The following is an 11,784-nucleotide window of genomic DNA, read 5'->3' as shown; positions in this document are numbered from 1 at the left end:
TACTATCTTGTAACAACTTTTGAGGGACGACCGTCTACTGGCAGTGCCTCTTATTATCTTGATTATAACATATTCTAGGGGTTTGTCAATTGATGGAGGAGATTATGGATTCAAAAAAACGAGTGCGTGTTATCATACATGTTTTGCTGGTGATTGCCGTCATGGCGTTTATTTTTTCGCATTCAATGGCAAATCGCGCGCAGTCGACATCGGAAAGTATGGGTGTTTTTGAATTTCTGATGAAGCTGCTCGGAACGGTTGGTCTGGGGGATGGATTGACCGAATATATTGTGCGCAAAATGGCGCACTTTTCCGAATTTGCCGCACTGGGATTTTTCGCGGCAATCGTCATGCGGGATATTCGCATTGTCCGGCTGCCGTATGTGCTCAATGTATTTTTGTTCGGCGTTCTGTGTGCGATGACGGATGAGACCATTCAGCTGTTTAATGACCGCTCTGCGCGTGTGACCGATGTTTGGATTGACTTTTGCGGCGCCGTATGCGGATGTCTGATTTATTTGCTGTTTTCTTGGCTGCGGAACAGACATATGCGCCAAAAGATGTGAAAAAAAGACCGGAATTCCGGTCTTTTTTTCATGCAGATTTATGCCCAGGCAATCAGCATGCCGAGCGATAGAATAAAGCTGGTCACCATGCTGACCGAGCTGAGTGCGGCAATCATCGACTGCTTGCAGCCGCAGGCGAGACCAAACGGAATGGCGAGCGTTGTCACAGGGCCGACGAGACACAGACACAAGGTCTGCCGAATCGGCAAATCAAACGGACACAGGAAGAAAATCGCTGCTGCGGCGCACAGACACAGCGCATAGCGCAAACCCAAAATGCGGATGACATTGCCGACATCTTCTTTTGGCAGATGCCATTCAAAAATCAGACCCAGTGCGAACATGGCGAGAAAGGCGTTGCCTTTGCCGAACAAATCGCACAGATCAAAGAACGCATCCGGCAGGCGAATGCCTGGCAGATACAGAACAATCATGATAAAATACGCCAAGAACGGAGGGGAATGAAACAAGGTGCGCAGGATGCTGCGCAGGGAAACCTTTCCGTCTCCGCCGCTGGCAGAGGATGCCACAGAGTACGCAAGACCTGCGCCATACGGATTGTTTCCGGCATCATACATGCACAGAGCCGGAACCACAGAGGACGGCAGAAAGCTCAGCACAAACGGCAGAACAAAATTGCCGACGTTTTGACACGGCGTATTGAGAATGTACAGCGCGCGCAGCCTGCCTTCCTTGCGGACAGACGCGAGAGAACCGGCGAGCAGCAGCACGCCGTTCATACAAAAGCCGAGCAGCAGGGCAAACAGCAACGAAATATCGATGGAAAACGTGCGAAAACCGGCGATCAGTGCGGCGGGCATCGTGATATTGATGATGATTTTCATCAAAACCTGGCTGTCCTCCTGCTCTAAGACGTGCTTGGTTTTCATCAGATAGCCCAGCGCGATCATGAGAAAAAACGCGAGTGCTTTGAAAAGTACAGCTGACATGGATTCCTCCGAAGAAAAGATTGACGGAGAAACACACGGGGCGCGTCCGCCTGAAAACTTATTATACTCCCATGCGCGAAAGGAAACAAGGGAGAAGTGATTTTATCTCGGAGAGTCCGTCGGAAGCACGGTCAAAACACCGCCGTCCATTTCACAGACCGTATCACATAACACGCGAATGTCTTCTGCATGATGAGAGGCCAATAAAATCGTCTTTCCGGCATTGCGGAGTTGCATGAGGCAATCGCGGATTTTTTCTTTTCCAATAATATGACGCAATTCGGCAAGAAATTTTAAATTGGCGTATGCACTGTAGTTGGGCAAAAATCCGGGGGTTCTATGATAATGCCCAAGTTTTCTGGAATATCGACATCTTTTCCTATCCTAACCTAAACTTTCCGTAGAGTTCGGATAAATTCCGCCCTAAACTATGCGTCGGTTGTCGTATGCTGCCATGTGCGCTATACTATGAGCAGACAAACGCAAAGGGGGTCTAACTATGGACGCAAAAAAATTTGGTACATTCATTGCCACTCTGCGGAAAGAAAACGGTATGACGCAAGTGGAATTAGCAAAAAAGCTGCAAGTAACGGATAAGGCAGTCAGTAAATGGGAGCGTGGTTTAGGTTTTCCCGACATAAACACGATTGAACCATTAGCCGACGCTTTGGGTATTAGCGTGCTGGAAATCATGCGGTCTGAAAGAATTTCAGAAACTGAAATCACTCAGGACACGGCTGCCGCTGCTTTGACTGATACATTTGAGCTTGTGAAGTTCCAACGGAAAGCAGAACGGAAATCTATTATCAAGATTGCCGGGTGTATTGCTGCCGTTTTGTTTCTGATTTTCTTAATTGACGGTATGGGGTGGCTCGGTTTTGCAATGGTATATTTCCCGGTTATCTGCCTTGTGGCAAGTGTCGCACTTTTGATTTATGGCGTATGGCGAAAGAAAAACAAACTGCCATGTCTACAAACTTTCGTGTTATCTGCCATTATGCTGCTAATCCCTGTCGCTGTTGTTGTATTTTTGTTCCTTGCTGGAGCTTTAGGGCTTGGGCCTGTTCCAAACTAAATAGGGCAAGAATGGTTTATAAAGCGGTCATGCTCCCTGGCATGACCGCTTTTCCATGCCCCGGCTCATGCGATATAAGGCGGCTTCGGTGTAGCTGCGCTTTCCGCTGTCTGTTTCCCGTTCACTACCCACACCACATGAAAATCCGATTTTGCCAACTCTGCGGGCTGAATTCCAAAAAATTTCTGTTTAGTCTTTTACACGGACAGTTTTGAAATTTGCCAAAGAGTAGGACAGGACTTTTGAAAATGGGCGCAAAAAAGCCGCAGGATTTTTAAAAAATCTCTGCGGCTCATGGCTCTGCTATCTCTCTGACAAATCGAAATTTATTTTTTCCTTGTGGTTATACGAAGTAATAAGCATCCTATCAAAAATCCAACGAGAGTCCCACAAGTATTCATAATCACATCATCTAACTGTGCAAACCTTCCAATAAATGTTTGCAAAAATTCTATACCAATCGAAAATACTGCTCCAAGTATAACGCCATTCCACCAATGCTTGTGGATATTCTTAAAAATAAATACTGGCAAAAATCCATATGGAACGAATAGACATATATTCAAAATAGTTGCCGCATTAAATCCATCCTCAAATAATTTAAAACTAATATAACTATCAAGTGGTGAGGATATTCCAAAACTACCACCAATAATTCCTGTAATTTTTAATATTGATACAACTATTAGAATCCATAAGAATTGACATAACCAATTTAAAATCTTAACTTCAATTTTCTTCTTCTGGATAAATTCAATACCCACTTCGATAATCATAACACCTGCAAAAATAATAAGTGCCATTGGAAGTAATCTCACTAATATCCATATTCCAGTCCATATTTCCATTGTAATATAACTCACTATTATTCCTCCATAAATTCATATTTGCCACCCATACATGATTTATTTTACCACAAGTCTATGAATATTTCCACCACAAGCATATTTACGGAATAGTGCGGGCGGCTGCCCGAAAAAGGGCATAAAAAACGGCGGTCAGTTTTCATAACTGCCGCGGTCATAAGTCCCCGCGCTGCGTTTGTTGCTGCTGCGCGGCGGTATTCAGTTGTAATGTGCGGCTTTCCGCCGCGATACGCGCAAGGAGTAGGGGCGCGTACCATGTAGCCCGTGTTTATTGTTTTTACTTTACGTTCCCTCCTTTTCAATAAGAAGATTTTCGTCTATCAAATCAATAAAAAGTAACAAAAAGGCTGCGCGAAGTATCGAATGTTTCACAAAAATCCCCCTCTTATTTGCACAATTGCATACTATGTCTGAGAAAAATATACCTATAAAAAATTTAAAGCATATATTATGCTTGTATTATATACAAAAAATAACATAAAAATTGTGTACGAAAAATCACATACTTTGCCGTGCTAAAACGAAAAAGTGCAAAAGGATGGTTGTACGAACGCACAAAAGATGGTATAATGTCCATATAAGTTTGTTTCGGGGGTAATTGCTCGACCCTCAAAATCAGGAAAGGGGCAATTTATATGCCAGGCAAAATTGTTTTGGGCGCACAGTGGGGCGACGAAGGAAAGGGCAAGTACATTGACATCTTTGCTTCGCAGGCCGATGTGGTCGTCCGTTCGCAGGGCGGCAACAACGCAGGTCATACCGTAGTTGTTGGCGACGAATCCTATAAATTACAGCTGATTCCGTCCGGTATTCTGTATCCGGATTGTGTAAATATCATCGGACCGGGTGTTGTTGTCAACCCGAAGTCCATTCTCGGCGAGATGGACGGTCTGAATGCACGCGGCATTTCTACCGATAAGCTGTACATTGACGCACGTGCACACTGCATTCTCCCGTGGCATCTGGAACTGGATGCGCTGAGCGAGAAGGCACGCGGCGGCGATGACATCGGCACCACCAAGAAGGGCATTGGCCCGACCTATATGGACAAGGCTGAGCGCATCGGCGTCCGTATGCATGACTTTGTGGATCCGGAGCGCTTTGAGGCAGCGATGACCGAGGCTTGCGAGCGCAAGAACAAGGTTATCGTCGGTGTATACGGCGGCGAGCCGATTGACATCAAGGCAGTTCTCGAGGAGTACAAGGAGTACGCAGATCGTCTGAGAAGCCATGTCAAGGACACCTCTGTTATCACCTATCAGGCAATCAAGGACGGCAAGGAAGTTCTGTTTGAAGGCGCACAGGGCACCCTGCTGGATCTGGACATGGGTACCTACCCGTATGTTACGTCCTCTCATCCGGTATCCGGCGGCTGCTGCATCGGTTCCGGCGTTGGCCCGACTGCTATCGACGAAATCGTTGGTATCTGCAAGAGCTACACCACCCGTGTCGGCAAGGGCCCGTTCCCGACCGAGCTGTTTGATGAGACCGGCGATTACATCCGCAACGCAGGTCATGAGTTTGGTACGGTTACCGGCCGTCCGCGCCGTACCGGCTGGTTCGATGCGGTTATCGCACGCTATGCTGTTCGCGTAAACGGTTTGACCGAAATGGTTATCAACAAGATCGACCCGCTGTGTGGTCTGCCGAAGCTGAAGGTCTGCGTAGCATATGACTATAAGGGTCAGCGCATCGAGGAGTTCCCGGCAAACTTCGCAGATCTGGAAGACTGCAAGCCGATTTATGAGGAGTTCGACGGATTCACCGAGGACATCACCGGCTGCAAGACCTTTGATGAGCTGCCGGAGAAGGTACAGAGCTACATCAAGGAGCTGGAGAAGATTGTCGGCTGTCCGGTGAAGCTGCTGGGCGTAGGTCCTGGCCGCGATCAGGTCATCGACATCACCAAGTAAACAATCCCTGCTGGGTAAAATAGATAAGCCGGAAGCGAGAGCTTCCGGCTTATTTTTGCTTGTTTGCACCAGTTTCTTGGCTCTCCCTCTGGGAGAGCTGTCATTTGCTTTGCAAATGACTGAGAGGGCATACCCATTCTGTATCCGGCAAATCTGAGAGAACTTCTAGCTGACAGCAGCCCTCTCTGTCGCTGCGCGACATCTCTCCCGGAGGGAGAGACAAGTTTGGTCTGCGCGTAAGGGCGACCAATTTGCGCAAAACAAAAAACGCATCCGACCGGATGCGTTTTCATTTCCAATTAAATCAAAGCAAGGGCTTACTTGGAAGCGTTCAGCTTGAGGGTCAGAGCGCTCTTCTTGTTAGCAGCCTTGTTCTTATGAATCAGATTCTTTGCAGCAGCCTTGTCGAGGGCCTTAACTGCGGTCTTATATGCAGACTCTGCAACAGCCTTATCCTCAGATGCAACTGCAGCGTCAAACTTCTTCAGAACAGTCTTCAGCTCAGAACGAGCAGCCTGATTGCGAGCATCCTTTACCTTGGTAACGAGTACGCGCTTCTTGGCAGACTTGATATTCGGCATTGGTGTCCACCTCCTTACTCCATTTAATCTATTAGTCAGTAATTGAAATTCTATCACGAGACGGACGAAAAATCAAGTGCTAATTGTGTTTTTCATAGGAAATTCCCCAAAAAATACGTCAGACACCTCGCAGATTGGATAAAACGTACAGAGAAATTCGAAGGGAAAGCGATATTTTTCGGTTTTGCCGCATAGAATGACCGGAGCGGGTGCATACTGGACGGGGAAGGGGAGACAAAACATGGCAGTGCGAACAGATCTTGCTTTGGAACTGGCGGAGGGACGGCGCGTACAGCAGCGGACGCAGACGCTGGAAGGATTTTCGCTGCACACGGTCACTGTGACGGAATCCGATACGGATTTTGGCAGGCCGCCGGGACGGTATGCAACGCTGTCCATTCGTGATTTGCTGCGGCGGGAAACCGACGCATTTCCGCGGGCGTGCCGCGCGGTGGCGCAGATCCTGCGCCAGCTGGCACCGAGCAATCAAGACCCGCGCGCGCCGGTGCTCGTTATTGGTTTGGGAAACCGTGCGGTCACGCCGGATGCCATCGGGCCGCTGTGCTGTCAGAATGTGCTGGCGACACGGCATTTGGTCGAACAATCTCCTGAGCAATTTCGCGCGTTTCGGCCGGTTGCGGTGCTGGCGCCCGGCGTGCTCGGCACAACGGGTGTAGAGACCGGAGAACTTGTGCTGGGCGTCATCGACCGCATTCATCCGGAACTGATTCTCGCGGTGGATGCGCTGGCGGCGCGGCGGCTCAGTCGTCTGATGTGCACGATTCAAATGACGGATACCGGCATTGTGCCCGGATCCGGTGTCGGCAATGCACGAACGGCACTGACGCAGACGGCATTGGGCGTACCCGTTTTGTCGATTGGCGTGCCGACCGTGGTAGACGGCGCGACACTGGCGGCGGATATTGCCCAGCAGTCCGGTGCGCAGTGCGAGGCGCTGGATGATTTGAATACGCCGGTGCTGGTCACGACACGAGATGTCGACCAGCAGACCGCAGATGCCGCGCGAGTGATCGGCTATGGCATCAATTTATTTTTGCATCCCTCGCTGGATATCGCAGACATGGAGTTGTTCCTGTCTTAAAAACTGCATATCCTTCCGCCGGTGCGAATAGAATTTTGTACAGGACGCGGCGGGAAAGGCAGGGAGACACATGAAGCGAAAAAAGGCGTGGATACCCATGTGGTGCATTCCCTGCCTGATGATGGCCGGCGGCTTGCTGGCGGCAGATCGGCTGGGAGGCGGTGGGACGCTGGAGCAGTGGATGCAGCAGCTGGCGGGAAATTCCGGCTTTGTACAGGCCGCTTTGTCGTCGGAGATCGGCGCGCCGGGCTGGGAGTCGGTGTCCGAGCACGCGCCGCAGGCGGTTGGCGTGTCGGAAATTGTCGCGGCACAGGCGCTGCCGGAAAACATGACGGACGGCGAAAGCTGTGATACCGATGCCAGTGCCGTGCGGGTTTCTGAGAGCTTGTTTGCCCTGCCGGACAATGTGCAAAAGGCGGCAGAAACCGCGCAGGCGCCGACACAAACCGCGGACGGCGCGCCGGTCAAACAGCTGACGATTACCGGACAAAAGGGCGGCTATCCCGGACAGGACGGCGTGTATCTCTCCAATGACTCTGGTTTATCCTACGATTTGGGAGACATGCTGGCATCTCCGCTCAAGATTACAAAAAATGCATCGGCAGAGCAGCCGACGGTTATGATTCTGCACACCCATGCGAGTGAGGCGTATGTTGACCAGCATGGCGGCAGATCGGAAGATCCGGCACACAATGTTGTATATATTGGAGATGTGCTGACGCAGGTACTGCAGGAACAGGGCATCGGCGTTGTGCATTGCCGCGAAATCATTGATGCGCCGAGCTATAACAAATCGTACAGCCGCGCGATGGATATTATCGAACAGCAGCAGAAAAAAACGCCGTCGCTCAAAGTGATTATTGATTTGCATCGGGATTCGATGATTACATCCTCCGGTATGGAATATAAAGTGGTGTCGGAGATTGACGGCCAGACCTGTGCGCAGCTCATGTTTGTCATGGGCACAAATGCCGGCGGAAAAAAGCATCCCAATTGGAAAAGCAATTTGAATTTTGCCGTCAATTTGCAAAAGAATATTTTGTCTGCGTATCCGACGCTCATGCGCCCGATCAATCTGCGCAAGCAGCGGTTCAATGAACAGGCAACGACAGGCAGCATGATTTTGGAGTGCGGCACAAGCGGCAATACCATACAAGAGGCAGAAGTCGCTATCCGTGCGTTCGGCAAAAAATTGGCGGAACAACTGACGCAGGAATAGAAACGAGGTTTTGGGATTGGAGTTATCGTTCACGACGGATTTGGATGAAAATATTGCGATGATGAAGCGGCTGTTTGTGCACGACGATACATTTATTTGCCGAGAGGTGCGGGGACAGTCTGCGCTGCGGGCGGCGCTGTTCTTTTTTGACGGCATGGTAAACAGTCAGGCCATCAATGAGAGCATTGTCAAGCCGATCAGCCTGTGGACGGGAAATTCTCTGCAAATGCCGGATGTCATTCGAGAGGTTTTGCAAATTGATGACTGTCCGTTTGACCTGAAAACCGATCAGCTGCTCGCCGCGTTTTTGTACGGCGACACGATTGTTCTGGTGGACGGCGACAGCAGACCTGCGGTTGTCAACACCAAAGGCTTTGCCAAGCGCGGACCGGACGAACCAGACAATGAAAAGGTGCTGCGCGGTCCGCGCGAGGGCTTTACCGAAGCGTTCATGGGAAATTTGGCGCTCATTCGCCGCAGGCTGCGCACGCCCAATCTATGCTTTGAATTTTCCGGTATTGGCTCTGTGACGCATACGACCGTCAGCCTGTGTTATATCCAAGGCATAGCGGATGAAGCGGTATTGGAGACGGTCAGACAGCGCTTGCAGGACATCCCGCTGGATTCGATTTTGGACGCCAATTATCTCGGTGAAATCATTCGGGATAACCGTTTTTCGCCGTTTCCAACCGTTGGTGTCACCGAACGGCCGGATATTGTCGCGGCAAAGCTGCTGGAGGGGCGGGTTGCCATTGTCGTGGACGGCACGCCGGTTGTGCTGACCGCGCCGCACATCTTACAGGAGACCTTTCAGGCAAACGATGATTATTATATCTCGTTTTTGTATACCAATTTGACGCGCTGGCTGCGCGTGCTGGGATTTGTGCTGACACTGACGCTTCCGGCGATTTATGTCGCGCTGCTGACTTGGCAGCAGGAAATGCTGCCGACGCGCCTGCTGTTTTCCATTTCTGCCGCGCGGCAGGGCGTGCCGTTTTCGACATTTGCCGAAGCGGTCGGCACGCTGGCAGTGTTTGAGATATTAAAAGAAGCAGGTACACGCACACCGGATACGATTGGACAAGCGCTCTCGATTGTCGGCGGTCTTGTGCTCGGACAAGCTGCCGTCGATGCGCGGTTTGTGTCGGCACCGATGGTCATTATCATCGCGTTTTCCGGCGTGACCGCACTGATTGTTCCCAAGCTGCGCACGGCAACGCTGTTGCTGCGTTTTTTTCTGCTGGTGTGTGCGGCGCTGTTGGGGTTGTATGGCGTGCTGTTCGGCGGCTGCTTGATTTTGGCGCACCTGTGCCGCCTGTCCTCGTTTGGCGTGCCGTATCTGACCAATGTGCTCGCGGCGGAAAAGCACAGCCGGCGCGATGTACTGCTCCGATTTCCATGGTTTGCAATGAAGCCGGAGCATCGGTTTCTTGCGGGATGGCGCGGGGTGCGCCGATGAGACGCGCGGGCGCGGCTTTGCTGCTGTGTCTGCTGCTGTGTGGATGCAGTTGGAAAGATGCAGGCGATCTGTCCGCCGTCACGGCTGGGACGATCTCGCGGGAGGGACAGCAATATCAATTGACGGCAGAGCTTGCTCTGCCCGATGCAGACACGGCTGTGCCCGCATCCAAGCAGGTATCCGGTGCGGCGCAGACAATGGAACAGGCGATTGATGACACGGGTGCGGGTTTGGATGTCCAGCTGTATTGGAGTCATGCGCGCGTGCTGTTTTTGGACGATACCGTGCTGTCGGGAGGGATTGGTTCCTGCGTGCAGGAATTACATGCGGACAGTGCGGTGCGGCCGTCCGTGCGCGTGTGCGCTGTGCGAGAAAGCCGCGCGGCGGATATCTTTGCCTGTCAGTCCATTGGCGGAGAGCCGGTCGGATTTTCCGTGGGGGATAGTTTGTCGTATGCGATACAACAGTCGCAAGTGCCGGATGTGCCGCTGTACCGCGTGTACAATGCGTTGGAAACACAGGGGATAGATCCGGTGCTTCCGGCGGTTTCTCTGGCGGGAAAACAGGTGCAGCTGGACGGATGTGCGCTGTTCTCTGGTGAGACATGCAGCGGATGGCTGAACCGAGAACAGACAGCGGTGCTGTCGCTGCTGCTGCACAGCGGGGAGCAAGCGGTGCTGTATGATGACGGAGAGCCGCTTGTGCTCCGCGCGATACGTGTCCGGCGCAGCGTTGCGGAGGATACCTGTGAGATTCAGGTGTCCGCGGATGCCGCGTGTAAGACCGATGAGCAGGTACGCCGCGCGGCGCGGGTCGCACAGGAGCAATGCACACGCGTGATAGAGCGGCTCAAACAGGCGGATTGTGATGCGCTGGGCATCGGACGGCTGAGCGGACAAGCATGGCGCACCGTGCCCGTCACGGTGTCTGTGACGATGCACGCGGCGCAGAGTACAGAAGGAGGAAACCAATGAACCCCATCAGCAGCCGACAGGTGACAGGTGTGCTTCTCGTTGTGCTCAGCGGCTGGTCGCTGACCATGACGGCACAGGACGGGCGGGACGGCTGGATTGTTCTGCTGCTCGCGGGACTGTGCAGTCTGCCGGTTGCGGCGCTGTGCTGCTTGGCGTCCGAACGGATGCCGCAGGGCGATTGGTTTCAGCTGCCGCGCGCGGCGTTTGGCGCAGTGGGCGGCACGCTGTATATGTGGACGCTTGCCGCGCTGGCGTTTTGGTCGCTGTGTATGACGGTGCTCAGCGGTGTGATTTTTTTGCGGACGGTATCCGGCGGGATTTGGCCGGTGTGGCTGCTGACGGCGGCACTGCTCGTGTGCGCGGCGGCTTCGGCACAGCATGGCGTGCGGCAGCTTGCGCTTTGGGCGCAGCCGATGGTGTGGCTGGTCGTGCTGGCTCTGCTGTTGTCGCTGGTGCTGAGCTGGAAGCAATTGGACTTTTATGAACTGCGTCCGATTTTATCGGGCGGCGTGAAGGACTTACCCAAACGCGTGTATTTGCTGCTGTCTGTGCCGTTTGGCGAGGTGTTTTATGCGGCGGCGGTGCTCGGCGGACAGGGAACACGCATTCGCAATGGTTTGCTGCGCGCTTGTGTGCTGGCGGGCGTTTTGCTCAGTGTGCTGTATTTGCGCAACATCTGCCTGCTCGGCGCAGAGGGCGCACGCGGGGTTTTGTATCCGTCGTATACGGCGGCAAGTGTGCTGTCGTTTGGCGAGGCGTTTCAGCGCGGAGAAGTGCTGATTTCCGGCAGTCTGCTCGTGTGCACCGTGGCGCGCGCGGCGCTGATTTTATCGTTTTTTGCCGGATGTGTGCGGGCGGGGAGCACCTGTCAGAAATCACACGGTGTGTGGCTTGGGGCAATATTGACAAGTGCGATTTGCATTTTATGCGCAGGCAGCAATCAAGCATTTGGAATGGCGCAAGAGTTGTATCAGATTTTGTTCCTGCCGGTCGTTGTCCTCGCGGCAGGCGCGCTGTTTGCAAAAGTGCATACTAAGAGCAGCTTATAGCAGATCATAAGAGAGCTTATGGTAAGTTAT

The 11,784-nt window shown here is 52.2% G+C and carries 11 protein-coding genes; 8 read left to right on the top strand and 3 right to left on the bottom strand.

The window, feature by feature from the left end; all coding sequences use genetic code 11:
• Window positions 1–104 precede the first annotated feature (104 nt).
• Window positions 105–566, top strand: a complete 462-nt coding sequence (locus KQI75_RS07590) for a VanZ family protein (RefSeq protein WP_216470135.1) — start codon at window positions 105–107, stop codon at window positions 564–566.
• A gap of 38 nt (window positions 567–604) precedes the next feature.
• Here the strand turns inward: KQI75_RS07590 and KQI75_RS07585 are convergent, their stop codons facing one another.
• Window positions 605–1,516, bottom strand: coding sequence for an AEC family transporter (locus tag KQI75_RS07585; RefSeq protein ID WP_216470134.1), 912 nt, complete (start codon window positions 1,514–1,516; stop codon window positions 605–607).
• A gap of 499 nt (window positions 1,517–2,015) precedes the next feature.
• On the opposite strand from KQI75_RS07585, the gene KQI75_RS07580 reads away from it, so the two are divergent.
• Window positions 2,016–2,591 (top strand): helix-turn-helix domain-containing protein, encoded by a 576-nt coding sequence (locus KQI75_RS07580; RefSeq protein WP_216470133.1) that lies wholly within the window; start codon window positions 2,016–2,018, stop codon window positions 2,589–2,591.
• 326 nt (window positions 2,592–2,917) lie between these two features.
• Here the strand turns inward: KQI75_RS07580 and KQI75_RS07575 are convergent, their stop codons facing one another.
• Window positions 2,918–3,454 carry a VanZ family protein gene (locus KQI75_RS07575; RefSeq protein WP_173772786.1) on the bottom strand — a complete coding sequence of 179 codons (537 nt, stop codon included), beginning with the start codon at window positions 3,452–3,454 and terminating at the stop codon, window positions 2,918–2,920.
• Between the two features lie 638 nt (window positions 3,455–4,092).
• On the opposite strand from KQI75_RS07575, the gene KQI75_RS07570 reads away from it, so the two are divergent.
• Entirely contained in the window at window positions 4,093–5,370 is a 1,278-nt protein-coding gene (locus tag KQI75_RS07570) for an adenylosuccinate synthase (RefSeq protein WP_216470132.1), read from the top strand.
• 317 nt (window positions 5,371–5,687) lie between these two features.
• Here KQI75_RS07570 and rpsT read toward each other — a convergent pair whose 3' ends face one another.
• Window positions 5,688–5,951, bottom strand: a complete 264-nt coding sequence (gene rpsT, locus KQI75_RS07565; protein WP_216470131.1) for a 30S ribosomal protein S20 — start codon at window positions 5,949–5,951, stop codon at window positions 5,688–5,690.
• Between the two features lie 241 nt (window positions 5,952–6,192).
• On the opposite strand from rpsT, the gene gpr reads away from it, so the two are divergent.
• The 5 genes from gpr to KQI75_RS07540 all read left to right on the top strand — a co-directional run bounded on the left by gpr (window position 6,193) and on the right by KQI75_RS07540 (window position 11,754).
• A complete protein-coding gene (gpr, locus tag KQI75_RS07560) occupies window positions 6,193–7,053 on the top strand; it encodes a GPR endopeptidase (RefSeq protein ID WP_216470130.1) in 861 nt (286 codons plus the stop codon).
• A gap of 70 nt (window positions 7,054–7,123) precedes the next feature.
• Window positions 7,124–8,272 (top strand): stage II sporulation protein P, encoded by a 1,149-nt coding sequence (gene spoIIP / locus KQI75_RS07555; protein WP_216470129.1) that lies wholly within the window; start codon window positions 7,124–7,126, stop codon window positions 8,270–8,272.
• A 16-nt stretch (window positions 8,273–8,288) separates the two neighbouring features.
• Window positions 8,289–9,731 carry a spore germination protein gene (locus tag KQI75_RS07550; protein WP_216470128.1) on the top strand — a complete coding sequence of 481 codons (1,443 nt, stop codon included), beginning with the start codon at window positions 8,289–8,291 and terminating at the stop codon, window positions 9,729–9,731.
• The gene (locus tag KQI75_RS07545) at window positions 9,728–10,705 is read left to right on the top strand and encodes a Ger(x)C family spore germination protein (protein WP_216470127.1); all 978 of its coding nucleotides are present in this window, start codon (window positions 9,728–9,730) and stop codon (window positions 10,703–10,705) included. Before KQI75_RS07550 ends, KQI75_RS07545 begins: the two co-directional genes overlap by 4 nt.
• Entirely contained in the window at window positions 10,702–11,754 is a 1,053-nt protein-coding gene (locus KQI75_RS07540) for a GerAB/ArcD/ProY family transporter (protein WP_216470126.1), read from the top strand. Before KQI75_RS07545 ends, KQI75_RS07540 begins: the two co-directional genes overlap by 4 nt.
• Window positions 11,755–11,784 lie beyond the last annotated feature (30 nt).

It is taken from the genome of Butyricicoccus intestinisimiae (genome assembly GCF_018918345.1).
In the GTDB taxonomy this organism is placed as follows: domain Bacteria; phylum Bacillota; class Clostridia; order Oscillospirales; family Butyricicoccaceae; genus Butyricicoccus_A; species Butyricicoccus_A intestinisimiae.
This window is presented reverse-complemented; position numbering and strand designations above follow the sequence as displayed.

What these genes read in the sequence shown, in the direction of transcription:
- KQI75_RS07545 (WP_216470127.1), top strand. Translation starts at nt 9,728, where the DNA reads ATGAGACGCGCGGGCGCGGCTTTGCTGCTGTGTCTGCTGCTGTGTGGA.
- rpsT (WP_216470131.1), bottom strand. Translation starts at nt 5,951, where the DNA reads ATGCCGAATATCAAGTCTGCCAAGAAGCGCGTACTCGTTACCAAGGTA.
- spoIIP (WP_216470129.1), top strand. Translation starts at nt 7,124, where the DNA reads ATGAAGCGAAAAAAGGCGTGGATACCCATGTGGTGCATTCCCTGCCTG.
- gpr (WP_216470130.1), top strand. Translation starts at nt 6,193, where the DNA reads ATGGCAGTGCGAACAGATCTTGCTTTGGAACTGGCGGAGGGACGGCGC.
- KQI75_RS07540 (WP_216470126.1), top strand. Translation starts at nt 10,702, where the DNA reads ATGAACCCCATCAGCAGCCGACAGGTGACAGGTGTGCTTCTCGTTGTG.
- KQI75_RS07570 (WP_216470132.1), top strand. Translation starts at nt 4,093, where the DNA reads ATGCCAGGCAAAATTGTTTTGGGCGCACAGTGGGGCGACGAAGGAAAG.
- KQI75_RS07580 (WP_216470133.1), top strand. Translation starts at nt 2,016, where the DNA reads ATGGACGCAAAAAAATTTGGTACATTCATTGCCACTCTGCGGAAAGAA.
- KQI75_RS07585 (WP_216470134.1), bottom strand. Translation starts at nt 1,516, where the DNA reads ATGTCAGCTGTACTTTTCAAAGCACTCGCGTTTTTTCTCATGATCGCG.
- KQI75_RS07590 (WP_216470135.1), top strand. Translation starts at nt 105, where the DNA reads ATGGATTCAAAAAAACGAGTGCGTGTTATCATACATGTTTTGCTGGTG.